The sequence below is a fragment of the Nitrosomonas sp. Nm34 genome (genome assembly GCF_900113925.1).
GTDB lineage: Bacteria > Pseudomonadota > Gammaproteobacteria > Burkholderiales > Nitrosomonadaceae > Nitrosomonas.
In genome coordinates, this window is sequence record NZ_FORD01000008.1 from 79,129 (window position 1) to 97,386 (window position 18,258).

Consider the following 18,258-nt stretch of genomic DNA (forward strand, 5'->3'; position numbering starts at 1 on the left):
ATCAGGAGGAGAATTATTGGGGTCAAACATATGGAAATTGAAGGGGTGATCTATAAAGCAGACCAGAACAGAAAAAGATGCTTTAATAGCAAAGTTAGATTAATCATAATAGAAGAATTCAGAGTTCGCTAATTTTGCTATAACACCGCTCAAAAAAGCATGCCCTCATGTCTTAAATTCAGGTCATGCTGCTTCATATGAACTATAAGAGTTGATATTGAGTTTATTATTATCAATTTAATGTTCAGCTCGTTGCATGCGATGAGCCAAATTTATTTACTATTAACATTTTATATGGCATTGTGTGCAGCTAAAAAATATCCCATTTCTAGTTTCTTCAGCTGCACGAGTCGGTAGATATTACTGAACTGATGGGAAAAGGTTAATCCCAATTTTACTTTCCCCGGAAGGTGGTCCGTTTAGTACTATTTCCCAATTTGTAACGTCAGCAGGGTTAATCCCATACAGCGGCCCCATTGCAAATTGGCAGTGCAATTCAAAACCGTTAGGACGTGCAGGGCCAGGCGGTAAGCCAGGACAAGAGGTATAAATCCAGAGTATAGACCGCCCAGCTTGTGGCAGGCTATAGGCTTGTTGCCAAATTTTCCCATCCTTTGTTGTCAGCTTGAGCACAATTGCATCTGGTGAGTTATTGACATAATCACTAGAAACTTCAAGAGTAAAACCACCAGTTGACCCATTAATTGGGGCTGCAATAGAGAGGCTATCTCCAATATCGCCTGTTGAGCTAATGCTGGCAATGACGCCATCAGCAGAAAATACGCGCTCTAGCCATTGTGCCTGTCCACTGCTATTAAATGCATTATCCGCTTTAGTCAAAGAAGCTGAGCCAGACTTAATATCAATACTGCCAAGCGCAACAGCATGCATCCCTTGTCCAAGATTATTAAAGTGTAATTCCCACACTTTTACCTGGGCTAGATTAAAATTTCCTGTCGGCCCCCAAGCTGCCCTCGTCCATCCATTCCCGCTAGGATCTAGGTGAAATCGATATGGGGCAACGAGATTACGAATATCAGAATAGCCAGGTAATGAGCCAATCGTTCTCACCACATCCAAGGGCCTTCCTTGCTGCCATATACTGCCATCTTCCATAGTCAGACTCATAACTAATGCATTCGGATCCATGTTCAGATCAGTTCTCACTAATGCCACAATCTGGCTGTTGCTATCAGATGCCAGATCAAAATGCGATTGAGCTTCCTTGCGTATTGACACGGTTTCCCATGGATCATTATTTGATCGGTAGTATGCCAATATATACCCGTAGTAATCCCAAGATGTTGGCTGATTCCATAAATGATATAGCCAGTCGGTGTCACCATCAGTCGGATTCCAGTCAGCGTGTCGAAAGAGAATGCCTTGATCCCCATTACGAAAATATTCACCGAATGTCTGAGCAGCATTCATGTTAACCGGAGCATCATACTTTCCCTTGATATATATCGAGCTTAGATCAATGTAATGAGTATTATTAGGAGGCAAATCTACTAAAATCATTTCCCACGAGACAACCTTGTCAATGTCGAATACACCTTGAGGCCCCCATTCGACACGAGCAAAATAATCTTTATTGATCGGGAAGGCTCCTCTCCCCCATACATTATTAGCCAAGACCTTGGGTTGATCCCAGATACTTCCGTCTTGCATAGTAAACCGCAGCACGACACTGACATAAGGATTACTTGTTGTATATCGTGGCCGGGCTAGAAGCTGCATCTCTTGCGTTCCTTCAAGGTTAACTTCTCCGGCAAGACTTTTTATCGAAACAGTTTCCCAAGGATCATTTCCAACAATGAAGCTTCCAGCAACATATGGTCCATTAAAATCAAGAAGGGAGGCAACAAGATCAGACATGTTCTTAATTTCTAGCGTTCCCCAGTGTGTATCTCCATCCGATGGATTCCAATCATTATGTAAGTACTGGACGGTATTTGTTGAACCAAAAGTCTTGATATTTTTCAGTGTAGTTGCCTGAACAGGCAAAACAAAGCTTAAACTCATGGCTATAATTAAGCCGAGAATCCGCGAAATCTCCATTTTTATTCTTCCTATAAGATTTTAAAACTATTAAGGTGAAACTAGGTAGATAGAGTATGTGCCCACCTTACAACGTGAGTTGGCTATGCCGGCATTCAAGAAAGTAGGAATCAACAATACAAAGGAATTCAATTTTATTGATTTGGCATGGAGAGTATACGAGGCAGAAATTAAGCAATCAATAATGCAATAGCATACATTCCTATTTGTATTGCATGCTATTTTTAGTGTTAAAAAGGAATGATTTTAACTCGTACAGCCCAAAATATACCGAGACATCTTATGAGTATTACATTACGGACGAATTAGAAATTGAACTAATTGGGTCATTAAAATTATAACTAATATCAAAACAATATTATTTACAACACTAATAGGGATAGTTTATACAAAAAGATTCAAGAGGCCTTTTCCTACATGAAAAATATTCTAAAAGAATATAAAGATGATAATCTCGAATATGATCAATTTATAAAATATATTAATAATATTAGAGAAGTCGCAGTATACGTTTAGGAATAGTCGAATTTCTACTATTAGCTGAATTAAAAATACAAAGACTAAGAACTTTGTATAACTGTGCCTTTAGAATTTTTTTCTATATATTAAACTGTTAGAATCAATTACTTTAAAATACCAAAATATCCAAAAAGTCAGTTATGCAAAGATCTTTCCTAGCTTCATAAAATGATTTCGCCAGGGTAAGAGCACTTTCTTTATCAGCAACAATAACTTTTATTAAAAAAGTATTTTAGGATTTCTTAATGCTGATCTTAAAATTGTTTGATAGGCAATTTCATGGATTGAACAATCACATTCTTTCATTAGAAATATGAATCTGATTCAGTCCTTTGATATGAAGAGGAGTTCTATGAATACGGATAAGAAGTATCTTCATCGAATAAAATAGGAAATTTTCTAGACATAATTATTTGCAAAATCTCCAAAATGATGGCTATCAAAAAAAATATTAACTCTTAATTCTAGAATATCCCTTTCACGTTTAAATTCTCTCCCTTGAAGTATGTAATAAAATGCCCCCTGTTTTGTTAGATAATTATCTAAATTCCCATGCACTTCAGTTACTTTAGCAAATTTGTCATAACAAGGCTTTGATAGTCTTTCTTTCGTTTTAGAAGAAATATTTGATCCACTTAAATCTAATATAAAATCTTTCTCACATAATCTCTCTGCTATTTGTTCTAATTTTCTCTTGAAAGGATCAAATTCCATTCCTTCTGGTTTTTTCAAGATAATATGATAATGAGGATGGAAATACATATTCTCTTCTACAACAATACCTTTTAATGACTCATACTTTTTATTCTTTCCAAAAACAAATCTATTAACTAATCTAATAATTTCATCAATAATTGGTTCTAGAGTTATTCCTTCAATAGCAAATTTCTTTAATCTTATATGTGGTTCACTGATTGTTAACATAAGGGAATCATTTTCCTTAAATTTATTAATGAATTTCCTAATATCAGATTTATAAAATTTTGTTGTTTTCTTCATTTATATTTTCTTTTTAATCTTTAATTTTTTATTTAGAATACTTTTCAATCAAGCAAGATTCTAGAAACCATGTGCTTTTTAGCCATAGCAGTAAATTAAAATTTTCTGGCAATACAAGGGTCACAGAATTACTGGTCACTATGACCCAAGAAAAATAATTGCCGATTTATTCCCCATTTACCTGATCCACCCTGAGAGATGCTTAAATCAATGTATCTGGTTTGATGCTTTTTTATTTATTTATAAAAACTAATTTTTTTTAATTTTAAAAACACCTTCTGTTTCAGGTATGAGGTGAAGGAATAGAATTAATGCATTCATGCAAAGAATTGCAGGAATTAGAAGAACTAGTTTTTGGTGGGTAGAAATAGAAAAGTAGTTTACTACTTGGGTTTAATGAAGACTTTTGCTGATTTAAATTTTCATAAAATCCAATCGTAATTACATATTTTTCTTTGAAGAGATTTTTAGCAGAACTTTTAGATTTAAGTTCTTGGAAGGCATCATCAAATAATGATGGACTGGTACTACTGCTTTTGTTAAGCATTTCTTGAAATTCCTTTTTAAAAACTAATGGGTGAGAATCAAGAGTGTGTATTTGGTGAGTCTGAATGGCAGGAATATCAAGAAAAAAACCATTCAGAATTTCGATGGCTTCTCAAACCACTGTCACCAAATACACTGCATAACAAAAACTTCAGTAAATGTTAAATAATTTTCCTTACATTACTATTTATTGCGCATTGCGCTGAAATTTTTCAAATTTTATGGAATTTATTGCTCAATATCTTTTCTTCAATATTCAACCCAGATAATGGATCACATAAACAAAATTATTTCTGACAATAATGCTAAACCACCAGAATTAATTCATGGAAGAAGTAAGAAAAAATCATTCCTCTTGAGCAACCGATTTCCAAAAGGGAGATACACACATACTCCTTTTTATTGACTAACTCTGTAGTTTATTGGGTCAGCAAGCCATCTGTGCACTTCTGAATTATCATAAAAAGTGCATCTGATCCCCAGTCTTTCCGGTTGAGGTGCTCTCCCTACTAGGGCTAATTGTCGAAATTTTTCGCGAGAAACAGGGATAAATCTCTTGATTTGTGACCAGCGAGATTTTCCGATGAGGGGAAGTTCTGAATTGACGTTCGTCATTAATTGTAACACTCCGTTGTTAATTATTGCCTGAGTGTTACGGCATTGCTACGGAATGAGCAATAGTAATCACCCAGACTTAAAAAATATGTCTTGGTTATTCATTTCACTTTTCCATAACAAATCAAAATATAATATAAAATGCTTTGCGAATTTACTTATTTACCATATTCGTTAGATCATTAGTTTAAAATTATACTCTACATTGATAAATAATACAAGAGCATTTTTATTTTTTAGTGTTTTTGTTTTGCCTTAATTCATCAAGATAATCTGCCCATTTCTGCATCATTTTAGTTCGCTCGGGAAGATGCTCAGAATAATCGTAGGCTCGCGATACTGCATTCCCAACAAGATGGCCAAGCTGTAATTCAACGTGTTCTCGTGGAGTTTGTTGTTCACGTAATATCGTTGCAGCTATCCCTCGGAAGCCGTGCCCTGTCATACGTCCTTTATAACCAAGACGATAAATCGCAAATAAAATAGTGTTTTTGTTCATTGGTCGCCTGTTATTACGTGCATTAGGGAATAATAAAGGAAGACCACCAGTTATCTTTCTGATATTCTGAAGCACAGATATGGCTTGATTTGATAAAGGCACAATGTGCTGTTTTTTCATCTTCATGCGCTCAGCAGGTATGTGCCATTGTCTTGCCTCCCAATCGATCTCCTCCCATCTTGCACCAAATAATTCATTAGTACGAACAAAGGTGAAAGCCATCAATTGCAAAGCAAACTTGGTCAATGGATTTCCACTATATGCTTCAATTTTTCTCAGAAACTCGGGCAAATCCTTTTTATCTAATCTTGCAAAATTAGTGGATCTAGTAGTTTTCAGCACATCAGAGGCCCTAATATCAGTTGCTGGATTGCGCTCTGCAAGCCCATGCCCAACCGCATAGCGATAGATCTGACCACAAGTGTTTAATGCTCGCTTGGCTATATCCATAGCTCCACGTAATTCAATTTTTTTGATCACTCCTAAAAGAGTTGGCGCAGTTATCTCTGTAACTGGCTTATTGCCGATCATGGGAAAGATATCCGCTTCTAACCTACGAATTACGTAATTGGCATGACGCTCAGTTTTAGAAGATTTCCAATTATCCCACCATTGTCGTGCAACCGATTCAAAGCCATTTTCAATCGCTATTGTCTTAGCTAACTTCTTCTCTTGCCTATACTGTGATGGGTCAATACCTCCTCTTAATAATTTTTTCGCATCATCCCGCATTTCTCTAGCCGCTTTTAGGGATACCCCTGGGTAAGTACCAAGAGACAGCATTTTTGCTTTGCCATGATAACGGTACCTGAACCGCCACCACTTAGAACCATTCGGCTGAATTAATAATACGAGATTGTTACCATCAGACAACCTAGAAGGTTTATTTTCTGCTATAGCTTTTTTAATCATGCGATCAGTCAGTGTCATTATGAGCATCCCTGTGATTAATCATGAAAGTTACTCTCTATTTTACTCACATATATGTCTTGTTACTCACATTTTCAACTATTGACTACAGTTAGCAAAATATTCTCTATACTATTTGTTTTAGCTAATTTTATGGAAAATAACAGCCATTAATTTGCATTAATATGAATGCCATATACGGATTCCTTCAATGTCTCATAACCTTGCTGCATCAACTCCGTTTGCGTAGTTGATAAAGATACAAATACTCTTCTTATACTTGTACCATCACTAATCGGCACCGGATTCACTATGTTTTGTGATCCATTACCCAAAGTTACCCGGTCTGTACTTACCGTTACAAAAGGTGAAGCATTAAAACGCTCTAATACACTGAGAATTCCTACTGTTTCCTGCTGCTGTTGCAGAAGCGTTTGGTATTCTTCGCGCATTGGTAGGCTAAGTGCATCTACAACACTGCTATCCGTTGAATCCCAATAACTAAGATGTTTATCATAATCTGGCCATGATTGGCCCGGGATCAAATAAAACAGGTAATAACCTTTGTCTACAGCCTGATCGACACTGGTTTTCATAGTAGAAGTTTCAGCCCAGGCAATTAACAAGTCATCCAGCAATGCTCTCTGTCCAGCATAGCTAGTCTGGCTAACGTAATTTTTGACTAGATTGGTTAAGTCTGGAGACAAGCTGGCTGCTTCTCGCAAATCACGCACCAGACCAGATCCTTTTGCGTTTGGCAGACTGAATGCTTCCTCTGTAAGTGGAATGCTATTAACAAACTCCCGGTAAAACGGATTATTGGCAAGGTCCAGGTTACCTGTCTGCCCCTCACCATCTATAGTCAAATGCGCCGCTGAGGCCGTTTGCACATTGCCGTTACCAAGATTGACATTTTTGGTGGTGGCTTTTAAATTAATACTAACCACACCCAGTTGTGATAATAAAAACAACTCATTGGCTGTGGAAATACCATTCTGGTCCAGGTCTTGCCAAACCCGCACCTGCGAGAATTGCGCATCATTCTGATTAAATAATCCATCTGCATCGGAATCGAGATCCGATAATGCATCAAAACCATTGATAGCTAGTTTTCCATCTGATTTTACGGTATCGACTCCAAACAGCTCTGCCCCTGTATCAATGGTGCCATTGTCATTACGATCCAGTACCAGAAAACCATCATCTTTCCCCACCCATCCTGTACCGGTTTTAATACCATCACCATCATGATCAAAGACAATCGAGCCATTGATACCGATGGTTTCGATACCGTCATTGTCCAGATCAAGCACCAACGGATCTATCCGAGGCGGTACCCAGTTTTTGAATTGGAGAAAGAAATTATTAACGGTGTTTAATATACCCGCAAGATCACCTAGATCTTGCATAACAACAGTACTGAGACGATTGATTGCCCACGAAAAATCTTCTGCAAGATTCTGGAAAAAGAGCGCCATATCGATACTTGTCACATCCCTATACAAATCCTCGAAAAGCTTCTCCCCAGCCAGCCCGCCAAAGTAGCCACCAGCCAATCCAGCTACTCCCGTTATTACCATGCCGGCTCCGACACCAACATTGATACCAGGCGCCAGCAGAAGGCCTGCTACAAGCGCAGCAGAGGCCGTTCCAGCGGCAAAACCACCTACTAAACTACCAGCATGTGCAGCTAAAATTGCACCTGCCTCATTAGGATTTCCACTATTATAGGCATGCTGCGCCTGTGCGATAGCCAAAGCTGTGCCTAGAACATCTCCAACCAAACCTGCCTTGTTGAGTAAATCACCATATTTGACATACAGAGTCATATCGCTATTTGTCAAATGCATATCCTCTAATAATGCCAATCTGCTAACATCAACACCTGCAGGAATTTCCTTGGCTGGCAATCCAAGTGCTCTTCCCAAATAAGTATTCGTATCAATATATAGCTTACCTGAACTATCACGCCCCACATTCATACCCGCCAGATCTGCATTGGATGTAGCGCGAATTAGATCGACTAGCTCTGTCTTTGCAGCATTCTCACTATTCAATAATTTCTCCACCCGATACCGGTCTTGCCAATCCTGGAGATTAATACCATTTACTTTCTGTCCGGGCTGAATAATTTTACTCAACAGAGCCGGGATTTCCGTTGCCACAGCAACACTACCGTCAGGTGCATGCGGCATAATCAAGCGGAAATCTCCTGTATGGCTGTTCACAAGCCGTGCTGAAGCCTCATCCCAAAAACTGGTATTGTTGATGCGAACACCATTCTCATTGGCCCCCAAATATAAAGCATTAAAACTCACTCCTTCACGAACAGCAGCTTTTCCTAGTGCTGCTATAAATTCATCATTTTTTAAAAATTCACCTAACTGTGTATCCACGATTGTCTTCACGGTGGAGCCATTTGATAGAGATTCTGCAAAATCTAAAGCTTTAAATTCTCTATAACCAGTAAGTGGATCTGTAATTTCTCCCACACCCCCGCTATACAGCAATATAGTTGAATTTCCTGCACTGATATCTATGGTATTTGCCAATGCTCGTAGTTCGTTAACAGACATCGGATTACTAGCACCATTTCTGGCAATAATTTCATTAATTGCGGATTGCGCATCCATCTTTTGAAGCTCCTATAGATTAGCGGCAAAAGTAACTGTCAAGCTTTCGACATATTCGCGAGAAGACGCAAAACCATAAGCATCCAGAGCTTCTTCAATCAGCGCATGCAATCGGGATTTGTCTTGTTTTAGATGAGGTGGAGCAATAATTCTTACAACGCGCCACTCTATTTGATAGGCATGCTGTAACTGCTTTATTCTTTGAAAAGCATCAAAATTGACATTTTCTCCGGCAATATTAAGATTAAATTCTATCGGCTCCTGTGGTCTTCCACCGCCAGATTTTTTCAGAACAAGCTTCCTTTCCTGATCTATGGTTTGCCATGTACCATCTTCTTTTCTTTCATTCACAAATGCCATTTCACGATCTCCACTGCTATAAACCATCATCACAAATAAGTATTAGGATTAGGAGCAAAGCTTCATACCCTTTGCGTTAACAATTTTTCTTGCTTCACTTTTAATCCGCTCTTCTATTGCTGGGTACTAAATAATTTGTACAGATGCGCTTGCATCACAGTCATTTTATTCATGAAAAAATCGGATTGCAGCGTATAAACGGTAAGAAACCAATTCAAACCGACAATCCCACAAACAGCAAAAAAATAATGCAATCTTTTTTTATTTCAATTTGTCGAAATTATTAACGCCACAAAGATTATTTACTTTAGATAATATTTATGACTATGTGCTATTTGATTCAATTCAGTAAAAATTGAGTTAGATAGCAAAAATCTTAAAACGACTATCCTGCGGCATACCACAAGGTATCGCGTCCTTTCTTTCAGGACGATCGTTTTTATATTAATTTTTAATACTCCACGAGGCGTGGAATTAGTCTCAAGAATTTAAATGAAATAGACGTAGCGCTGACTGTTTATCCAGAACCAATATTTTGAATGATCAAAGGAACACCTTTTTTGCGTAAAATAGCAATAAGAATCCCGAGGCTAGAGGCATTTCTGTTTTTTTTCGAGTGAAGATTGACTAGGCAAAAAAATTGGTGGCATCCAGCCGGAAATTGCACAGAAATGTGAAGTTAGCTTAGGGTCTGTTGACGTTTTAAGATAAGTATTTCATAGATAAAAACAAACTCGTCATATTGGGATTCCTACACCACCAACAAAACGAGTTTGCGCTGCCCCGAATGATACTCAATGATGAGTACGGGTCGAAGCTGGAGAAGATTCTGCTTCAAGACTCGATTGATAACAAGCGCAATCTGCGCATGACGGTAGAAGGCATACTGTATCGAATGCGGGTTGGCTGTCCGTGGCGCGACCTGCCCCGGGTGTTCGGCTGCTGGAATTCTATCTATAAAAGATTCAATGCATGGTCATTGAGCAGGAAATGGCTCAATGTTTTCAAAGCATTGGCTGTTGATCTGGATTGGGAATGGAGATTTATGGATGGCAGTTATGTTAAAGCGCATCAACATAGTGCGGGAGCAGCGAGTCAAGCATCGCAGGCTATCGGGAGAAGCCGTGCAGGCAATACCACCAGGATCCATTTAGCGGTCGATGGTTATGGCTTGCCAGTTGAGTTTGAAATCACCGGTGGAGAAGTCAATGACTGTTCTGCCGCACCTGATTCGATTGCCAGGTTGCCTGACGCAAAAGCAATAGTTGCAGACAAGGGCTATGACAGCGAATGGTTACGGGAACAGATAACGAAGAAGGGAGCTCGGGCTGTGATACCGGGAAAGCGCAACTCGTTGAAGGGTAATGCAGATATGGATTGGGGTTTGTATCAATACCGGTATTTGGCGGAGAATGGGTGGAGAATGCTTTTGCCCGGCTAAAGCAGTATCGGGCAATAGCAACACGATACGACAAGCTGAAGTGAAATTACGAGAGTAGGGTAGCCATAGCGTGTGGATCTCTGTGGCTACCTATGTGAAATGTCAACAGACCCTGGCAAGATTCCAGCTACAGCCGTGCAATAGTATGCAGTAGTTTCATAGACAATGTTGTCATCTCCATAATACTTTGCTCCGCCTCTCTGCGTTCAGTGATGTCCATGGATATGCCAATCAAACATACTGGTTTCCCGCATTTGTTATACAAAGGCTTCTTAGATGTGCGAACAATGCGTTTATGTCCAAGAGAATAATTTGGAATTATTCCTTCAAACTCAATTTGATGAAAACTCCTAAATACCTCTTTATCTCTTCCGAGAAATTGCCTCATTTGCTCTGATGAAAAAAATTGACTGCCGTCTGTTCCTTGTATGTTTTTAAAATTTATACCCCATTGCAATTCACAAGCTTTGTTCATTGCCAATATTTTACTCTCGGCATTTTTTATAAAAATAGCTAAAGGCAATAAATCTATTAATTCTTGAAATTCTAGTACGTCATCAGGAAAGGGGTAATGTGTAATCATTTTTATAAATCCATTCATTACATAGTGATGTAGTTCCCATTGTTTTTTAAAAAATACCGTGCATCAATCAAAATCAGAAAAATAAACAATATAAAATTATAAGATCCCGCAGCCGAACGCCTGGGGTAGGTCGCACCAGGGCAGCCAACCCGCATTCGATACAGTTACACAGTATGCCTTCTACCGTCATGCGCAGATTGCGCTTATTATCAATCGATTCTTGAAGCAGAATCTTCTCCAGCTTCGACCAGTACTCATCATTGAGCCTCATTCGGGGCAGCGCAAACTCGTTTTGTTGGTGGTGTAGGAATCCCAATATGACGAGTTTGTTTCTATCTATGAAATACTTATCTTAAAACGTCAACAGACCCTAGCCTTTCCAGCGATGACGGCAGCTTATAGTGAACAACCGATCAGCATTCAAGAATCACGACTCTAACCAGATGCACTATCAGATGGACTTAAGATATTCAACCAGATCGGCCTTCTCTTCCTCCGTCAAACTCAGCCCGAAGTGCTTGTCATAATGATTGACCACCGCAAGCAGGTCTGCTGCGCTGCCATCATGAAAATAAGGCGGATGTTTTTGGAGCCCTCGCAATGGCGTGGTTCGGTATTTCTTTGTGGCTGATTTATTAGCGTAGGTTGGGTCTGCCCCCACTTCGGCCGGGTCATGCAGGAATGGTTCTTGCTGATTTGGACTACGTACTACGTCAGTGAAATGCGGTGGCTGATGACAGGTATCGCAGCTGGCTTTGTTGCGGAACAAATGCTTGCCTCGCTGAGCCGCAGCTCGGTCAAAGCTCCCTGCTTCAGCCTTTGGCGTCTTCAGAATCAATTGATACTCGTACAGGGCAGGAAGCTTCGGTGTAACCAGATCCGGAGTCTGCTCAATCGTGAGGCCGGTGCGTGGATCGGTGAACGTTCCTTTACCTCCCATCTGCCCTATACCTACATAGCTGTTCCAATAAGAGATAGGCCCATCTGCGGTGTACGTCTCAAAGCCAACGCCCTTTAAACCGTAGATCGAGGGGATGACGACCGGCTGCGACGGGCTATTGAGCGGAATGATGTTGGCACCATTAAAATAGTGGCGGACCGGATCGTATTTACCCGGCCCCCAGGTATTAAATTCTGCTTTAGTCGCATCGTCCAGTACCGGCGACAGCGCGATGATCGCGCCGACATTCAAATCAATGTTGGCCCACCCATCGAGTCGCTTGCCAATTCCCGGCGCAAGCGAGTCATCGACGGACGAATGGCACAGCGCACAGGTCACGCCAATGGTAGCGAGACGACCCAGTTCATCGACGTTGCCTTTTACCCCGACAACTGCATTCAGGCGTAACAGCTCAACTGTCACCTCTGGCTTTTTGAGATCAACTTGACCAGCCTGAAGCGCAGCGGCAAGCTCTTTCGGTAAGGCATCGACATCCACCTTGAGACCGACCGCTAACGCAGTAGCAGGATCGACTGTTGCAATGGCCTCATGCAGTCGTAACACGTCGGTCCATAATTGCTCATTGCCAAAGGTATCAAAACGAAAAATCTCTTGTCCTTCGCGCTGTTTTTGTTCTGTACTGTCAGAGACGTTCGTTTTTTCTCTATCCGCCTTATCCGCCCAACCAGCCGGAGAAAATCCAAAGATAACGCAGGTCATGAATAGGGTAAATGTCATTGAAGCTGGCGTGATTTTCATTATTATTTTTCCTCTTCTGCAAGTTAACCAATAATCCTATTTATGCCTTGGATGAAGTTCTCTTTCTCGAGCTTTGTAATGCGCCGAAACAGCGATACAGAAAAAAAATCATCTATTTTTATGGACACGACTTACAATAAAAATAGACTTATTTTTTTATCGGAGTAGAACTCATAATAAATAGGCATACTGGCACTTCAGCAATAAGCCATCAAAAGATTGTTTTTGGCTGAAGACTAGGGATCCATTTCGCGCTCCTCTCGTTTTGCCAGGACGCATCCGGGATTCAAGCAAACGATGGCCGTAGTAAATACGGCTTAAGCTGCTGAATACTCGCTAATTTTCCTCTTCTACCGCATACCAATCATTTAATTTATGTTTTGGGTGGAGTCCCCTCACTTGCGCTTTGTGATAAGCTGAACCAGCAGAACGGGAAAAAGAATCTTCGTCTCTATATTTGGTTCTAGCGCTACCGCTTCTCGCGCTACTGCCTATCACTGCTTTATTTTTCCTGACATCCTCGTTAAATGACTTAGCTGGTCTCATGTTGTCGCCTCCGTTTAAGCAAAAACAATTACAAATAATTAACAAGATGATCGTAGTGATACATCACTACACTAGAAGTAATATTTGATCGAAAAATAGAAGAGAATTAAATACGTGCAAACACGTAAGGGATAACCCTTATATTCCACGTCATAAAGGCTATAATGGCTGAATAAAGTTTTGATAAATCAATAATTTTCAATAAAAAATTATGGCCAGCCCAATCTATTAAAAGTTATTCCAACTGTACTGAAATATTCTTTTTTTCCATTTCAGCCAAAAAAGAAGAGAAACTGCCTTAAAAAAATTATCAAGTGATGGGCTCCATCGCTGTGATCTCTCTTTGCTGAATAGAAAACATCTGATTCTTTTTTAAATCAAAACTGCCTTGCCGGCTGCACCTTGCCGTATGATTGATACTGTCGGCGGCTCCCCTTTGCCTCATGTTTGATTTGGAAATGGAATGAACCCTTAGATTTCATCTGATTAGTATGGAATAAATGATAAATTCGAACCGGATGAACCAAGACCAAATCAAGAGGCAGCCAATTGCTATACAATGAGATAATGACGAGTAGAGTGATATAGTGAAGATTGAGTATTCCATGATCGGGCATGAAGAAATCAAGAAGCAGGTGAGTTTGGCACTCGCAGAAGATATTGGCGCAGGTGATCTGACGGCATTGCTGGTCCCTGCCGATAAAACTCTGGCTGCGAGCGTGATCAGTAGGGAGCAGGCAGTATTGTGTGGGGTTGCCTGGTTTGAAGAATGTTTCCGGCAGCTGTCTCCCACGATCAGAATTAGCTGGTTGGCGCAGGAAGGCGAAAGGGTTCAGGCAGATCAAAAACTATGTGAAATAACAGGAAATGCCAGAGCTCTGTTAACGGCAGAACGCACCGCATTGAATTTCCTGCAAATGCTTTCTGCGGTGGCGACCCAGACGCGGCGCTATGTCGATGCCATTTCAGGCACAGATGCAGTGATTGTCGATACACGCAAAACTTTGCCCGGATTAAGACTTGCCCAAAAATATGCAGTGAAATGCGGCGGCGGTATTAATCATCGTTTCGGATTGTACGATGGAATTCTCATCAAGGAAAATCACATTCTGGCTACCGGAGGAATTGAGCTGTCTTTACGCAAAGCCAAGGAAATTACACCCTGTAACGTACTTATCCAAATTGAGGTGGAAACGCTGGATGAGTTGCAACAAGCACTCCATGCAGGCGCTCCTATGATCCTGCTGGATAATTTTGATCCTGAAAGATTGCGCCAAGCGGTTGCATTGAATCAACAACTCACAGGTAAACGCGCTATTCTGGAAGCCTCGGGCAATATCACGCTGGTGAATGTGCGTACGGTAGCGGAAACAGGAGTAGATAGAATTTCTATCGGCAGTTTGACTAAAGATATCAAGGCATTGGATTTATCGATGCGTTTTCTACCGACTGCCTAGTTTATGCCAAATAATTATGCCGACCAATCCGGAATTTTTTAATTTATATCGGCACGGTTTTGTCCGTGTCGCTGTCGGTGTACCTGATGTGCGCGTGGCCGATCCAGTATTTAATGCTTCTACCACCATTGCGCTTATGACACAGGCGGTTGAGCAACATGCCATCCTCGCTCTCTTTCCAGAGTTAGGGCTGACGGCTTACTCATGTGAAGACTTATTCCATCAGCAAACCTTACTGGCAGGTGCGCTGGAGGCACTCAGCAGGGTGCTAGAAGCTTCAGAGCAACTTGAACTGATCACAGTCGTCGGCTTACCGTTGCAAGTGAACCATCTGCTTTTCAACTGTGCCGCGATTGTGTATCGCGGTCGCATTCTGGGTGTCGTTCCCAAGACTTTCCTCCCCAATTATCGAGAATTCTATGAACTGCGGCAATTTGCGCCTGCCACCGCCGCTTGCTGCGACACCATTACGCTATGTGGCCAAAGCGCTATCCCCTTTGGTGAGAAGTTGGTGTTTCTGGCCAAAAATCAACCTCATTTCCGTTTTTTTACCGAAATCTGCGAGGATCTGTGGGTGCCAGTCCCTCCTTCATCTCATGCCGCCTTGGCCGGTGCCACCCTGCTGCTCAATCTTTCGGCCTCTAACGTCACGATTGGCAAACAGGAATATCGCCATAGCCTGGTAGCCAATCAGTCAGCGCACTGCCTTGCGGCTTACCTTTATACCGCAGCCGGCACCGGCGAATCGACGACCGATCTTGCCTGGGACGGTCATGCCATGGTTTATGAAAATGGGGCTCTTCTGGCAGAATCCAGCCGATTTCATGACGGCTCACAATTAATTTTTGCGGACGTGGATCTGGATCACTTGATTCAGGAGCGCATGCGGCAAAACAGCTTTGGTCAGAGCGTGCAGTATTATCGAGAAGAAATCCGACAATTCCGGGAAATTCACTTTGAGATCACCTTACCCACTACCGCCCGGCTACTTTGTCAGCGCCAGTATGATCGCTTTCCTTATGTTCCTGCCGATCCTGCTACACGCGATAGCCATTGTTTTGAAGCTTACCATATCCAGGTGCAGGGTTTAGTCAAACGGCTGAAACACACAGGTATTCAGAAGATCGTGATTGGCGTCTCAGGAGGGCTGGATTCCACTCATGCGCTTATCGTGGCAGCGCGCGCGATGGATGTACTACACTTTTCACGCACGAACATTCTGGCCTACACCATGCCCGGCTTTGCTACCAGCGAACATACCTTGGCCAATGCCACAGCCCTCATGCAGGTGCTTGGCTGCGCTGCGCATCAAATCGATATCCGGCCAAGTTGCGAGCAAATGCTGCGGGATCTCGACCATCCCTTCATTCATGGTGAACCGGTCTATGATGTCACCTTTGAGAATGTACAAGCAGGTGAACGTACCAATCACCTTTTTCGTCTGGCAAATTATCACCATGGCTTAGTGCTTGGCACGGGAGATCTGAGTGAATTGGCTTTGGGTTGGTGTACTTATGGCGTCGGTGATCACATGTCACACTATGCCATTAATGCGAGTATTCCCAAAACGCTGATTCAATTTCTGCTTCGCTGGATTGCTGATACTAATCAACTTGGTCATAAAGTCAGTCTCGTCCTGCGTGCCATCCTGGACACAGAAATCAGCCCTGAACTCGTTCCAGGAAAAACAGAGAGTAATCAGCCTGCTCAACGCACAGAAGCCATCATTGGCCCTTATGAATTACAGGATTTCAACTTGTATTACACCACACGCTTTGGTTACCTGCCGAGCAAAATTGCTTTTCTCGCCTATTGTAGCTGGCGTGACCGTACACAAGGCCGCTGGCCTGGCATACCCGAATACAGGCGCAACCAATATAACATTAGTGAAATCAAACAATGGTTACATGTTTTCGCCTACCGATTTTTCCAGATCAGCCAATTCAAGCGCAGTTGCATCCCCAATGCCCCCAAGGTGGGTTCAGGTGGGTCACTTTCACCGCGTGGAGATTATCGAGCACCCAGCGATAGTGAAGCAACCCTATGGCTCGATAACATTGCACAGATTCCCGATGCTGCGTCAGAAAACAATTTATTCAAGTAAGCAACCATTTGATTGCTGAGAGCTCATTACCGAAAGCGTTATGAAGAAAATCATCCTCAAGGCAGGGAAAGAAAAATCCCTGTTGCGCCGGCACCCATGGGTCTATTCGGGTGCAATCAGCCGGGTAGAAGGTCATCCGAGCGATGGCGACACTGTCTCAATTTACACGAACCAGAAGGTTTTCCTTGCCCATGCAGCCTATCATTCGAAAGCACCGATTGCTGCTCGCGTTTGGTCGTGGCAGCAAGATGAACGTATTGATGAGGCCTTCTTTTACCGGAAATTAACTCACGCATTAGAATTTCGCAAAGAGCTTGGTTTGTCTCAGTTTAGTACGGGTTGCCGTCTGGTGCACGGTGAATCTGACGGCTTGCCTGGCTTAGTAATCGATCAATACGGTCGCATACTGGTGATCCAGATTGGCAGTGTCGGGGCAGAACGCTGGCGGGAAGTGATCCTGGATATTTTAAAAGATTTATGTGATCCCGACTGTATTTACGAACGCTCTGATACCGATGTACGTGAATTAGAAGGCTTGGTTAAACGCACTGGTGTGCTGTGGGGTGGTTTGCCCCATGATCTGATTATTGAAGAAAATGGTCTACATTTTGCCGTGGATGTTATAACTGGACAGAAGACAGGGTTCTATCTGGATCAGCGCGATAACCGTGCCAAAATCGGCACCTTGGCAAAAGATAAAGATATACTCAACTGTTTCTGCTACAGCGGTGGATTTTCTGTCTACGCCAAACGAGCAGGCGCCAAGTCAGTCCTGTCAGTAGATTCATCAGAGGAAGCATTGAAACTCGCACAGCGCAATTTTACCCTGAACGGACTGGCAACGGATTCCCAGGAATGGCAACGTGCCGATGTATTTCAAATGCTGCGTCAATTGCGTGATCAGAATCGAAAGTTTGATCTAATCATTCTTGATCCCCCTAAATTTGCGCCAACGGCTTCGTTTGCGGCTAAAGCAGCGCGTGGATACAAGGATATCAATCTACTCGCTTTCAAATTACTCAGACCTGGCGGCATAGTAGCCACTTATTCCTGCTCCAGTGGAATCAGTAGTGATCTGTTTCAGAAAATCATCGCTGGCGCTGCTTTGGACGCAGGGAGCAGCGCACATATTATTGCACAGCAGATGGCAGCGCCAGATCATCCCATCTTGCTTAGTTTTCCAGAAGGCGCCTACCTCAAGGGGCTTCTCTTGAAACTATCCGATTAAAGCTGACCATGGCTGCCATTACTCGCACATGAGCGTCCCTGCAATTATTGTCAGGATTA

At 41.9% G+C, this 18,258-nt stretch carries 12 protein-coding genes and 2 pseudogenes; 4 read left to right on the forward strand and 10 right to left on the reverse strand.

Annotation, left to right across the window (positions count from 1 at the left end; all coding sequences use genetic code 11):
• Positions 1–360 precede the first annotated feature (360 nt).
• The 6 genes from BM283_RS05480 to BM283_RS05505 all read right to left on the reverse strand — a co-directional run bounded on the left by BM283_RS05480 (position 361) and on the right by BM283_RS05505 (position 9,141).
• Entirely contained in the window at positions 361–2,061 is a 1,701-nt protein-coding gene (locus BM283_RS05480; RefSeq protein WP_090690547.1) for a hypothetical protein, read from the reverse strand.
• 918 nt (positions 2,062–2,979) lie between these two features.
• Positions 2,980–3,579 (reverse strand): hypothetical protein, encoded by a 600-nt coding sequence (locus tag BM283_RS05485; protein ID WP_090690550.1) that lies wholly within the window; start codon positions 3,577–3,579, stop codon positions 2,980–2,982.
• 283 nt (positions 3,580–3,862) lie between these two features.
• A complete protein-coding gene (locus BM283_RS17975) occupies positions 3,863–4,126 on the reverse strand; it encodes a hypothetical protein (RefSeq protein WP_139225203.1) in 264 nt (87 codons plus the stop codon).
• Positions 4,127–4,969: 843 nt separating this feature from the next.
• Positions 4,970–6,169, reverse strand: a complete 1,200-nt coding sequence (locus BM283_RS05495; protein ID WP_090690559.1) for a tyrosine-type recombinase/integrase — start codon at positions 6,167–6,169, stop codon at positions 4,970–4,972.
• A 149-nt stretch (positions 6,170–6,318) separates the two neighbouring features.
• The gene (locus tag BM283_RS05500) at positions 6,319–8,781 is read right to left on the reverse strand and encodes a hypothetical protein (RefSeq protein ID WP_090690566.1); all 2,463 of its coding nucleotides are present in this window, start codon (positions 8,779–8,781) and stop codon (positions 6,319–6,321) included.
• Between the two features lie 12 nt (positions 8,782–8,793).
• Positions 8,794–9,141, reverse strand: a complete 348-nt coding sequence (locus BM283_RS05505; RefSeq protein WP_090690570.1) for a hypothetical protein — start codon at positions 9,139–9,141, stop codon at positions 8,794–8,796.
• Positions 9,142–9,919: 778 nt separating this feature from the next.
• On the opposite strand from BM283_RS05505, the pseudogene BM283_RS05510 reads away from it, so the two are divergent.
• Positions 9,920–10,626 (forward strand): annotated as a pseudogene (locus BM283_RS05510) (IS5 family transposase).
• Between the two features lie 83 nt (positions 10,627–10,709).
• On the opposite strand, the gene BM283_RS05515 reads toward BM283_RS05510, so the two are convergent.
• From BM283_RS05515 to BM283_RS05530, 4 genes and pseudogenes are all read right to left on the reverse strand, one after another.
• Positions 10,710–11,165 (reverse strand): PAS domain-containing protein, encoded by a 456-nt coding sequence (locus tag BM283_RS05515; protein ID WP_175492041.1) that lies wholly within the window; start codon positions 11,163–11,165, stop codon positions 10,710–10,712.
• A 137-nt stretch (positions 11,166–11,302) separates the two neighbouring features.
• Positions 11,303–11,445: pseudogene (locus BM283_RS05520) on the reverse strand (IS5/IS1182 family transposase); the annotation flags it as partial.
• 171 nt (positions 11,446–11,616) lie between these two features.
• Positions 11,617–12,864, reverse strand: coding sequence for a di-heme oxidoredictase family protein (locus BM283_RS05525; RefSeq protein ID WP_090690576.1), 1,248 nt, complete (start codon positions 12,862–12,864; stop codon positions 11,617–11,619).
• A 336-nt stretch (positions 12,865–13,200) separates the two neighbouring features.
• On the reverse strand, positions 13,201–13,410 hold the full coding sequence (locus BM283_RS05530) for a hypothetical protein (RefSeq protein WP_090690578.1): 210 nt from the start codon (positions 13,408–13,410) through the stop codon (positions 13,201–13,203).
• A 605-nt stretch (positions 13,411–14,015) separates the two neighbouring features.
• Between BM283_RS05530 and nadC the strand changes: the two genes are divergently transcribed.
• The 3 genes from nadC to BM283_RS05545 are packed head-to-tail and all read left to right on the forward strand — an operon-like array spanning position 14,016 to position 18,199.
• Complete coding sequence (nadC, locus tag BM283_RS05535) at positions 14,016–14,867, forward strand: carboxylating nicotinate-nucleotide diphosphorylase (protein ID WP_090690582.1); 852 nt, start codon at positions 14,016–14,018, stop codon at positions 14,865–14,867.
• 16 nt (positions 14,868–14,883) lie between these two features.
• Positions 14,884–16,971, forward strand: a complete 2,088-nt coding sequence (locus BM283_RS05540; RefSeq protein ID WP_090690585.1) for an NAD(+) synthase — start codon at positions 14,884–14,886, stop codon at positions 16,969–16,971.
• A gap of 40 nt (positions 16,972–17,011) precedes the next feature.
• The gene (locus BM283_RS05545) at positions 17,012–18,199 is read left to right on the forward strand and encodes a class I SAM-dependent rRNA methyltransferase (RefSeq protein ID WP_090690588.1); all 1,188 of its coding nucleotides are present in this window, start codon (positions 17,012–17,014) and stop codon (positions 18,197–18,199) included.
• The last annotated feature ends 59 nt before the right edge of the window (positions 18,200–18,258 follow it).

Bases quoted from the DNA above. Each gene is read 5' to 3' on its own strand.
- BM283_RS05480 (WP_090690547.1), bottom strand. From the start codon at position 2,061: ATGGAGATTTCGCGGATTCTCGGCTTAATTATAGCCATGAGTTTAAGC.
- BM283_RS05485 (WP_090690550.1), bottom strand. From the start codon at position 3,579: ATGAAGAAAACAACAAAATTTTATAAATCTGATATTAGGAAATTCATT.
- BM283_RS17975 (WP_139225203.1), bottom strand. From the start codon at position 4,126: ATGCTTAACAAAAGCAGTAGTACCAGTCCATCATTATTTGATGATGCC.
- BM283_RS05495 (WP_090690559.1), bottom strand. From the start codon at position 6,169: ATGACACTGACTGATCGCATGATTAAAAAAGCTATAGCAGAAAATAAA.
- BM283_RS05500 (WP_090690566.1), bottom strand. From the start codon at position 8,781: ATGGATGCGCAATCCGCAATTAATGAAATTATTGCCAGAAATGGTGCT.
- BM283_RS05505 (WP_090690570.1), bottom strand. From the start codon at position 9,141: ATGGCATTTGTGAATGAAAGAAAAGAAGATGGTACATGGCAAACCATA.
- BM283_RS05515 (WP_175492041.1), bottom strand. From the start codon at position 11,165: ATGATTACACATTACCCCTTTCCTGATGACGTACTAGAATTTCAAGAA.
- BM283_RS05525 (WP_090690576.1), bottom strand. From the start codon at position 12,864: ATGAAAATCACGCCAGCTTCAATGACATTTACCCTATTCATGACCTGC.
- BM283_RS05530 (WP_090690578.1), bottom strand. From the start codon at position 13,410: ATGAGACCAGCTAAGTCATTTAACGAGGATGTCAGGAAAAATAAAGCA.
- nadC (WP_090690582.1), top strand. From the start codon at position 14,016: ATGATCGGGCATGAAGAAATCAAGAAGCAGGTGAGTTTGGCACTCGCA.
- BM283_RS05540 (WP_090690585.1), top strand. From the start codon at position 14,884: ATGCCGACCAATCCGGAATTTTTTAATTTATATCGGCACGGTTTTGTC.
- BM283_RS05545 (WP_090690588.1), top strand. From the start codon at position 17,012: ATGAAGAAAATCATCCTCAAGGCAGGGAAAGAAAAATCCCTGTTGCGC.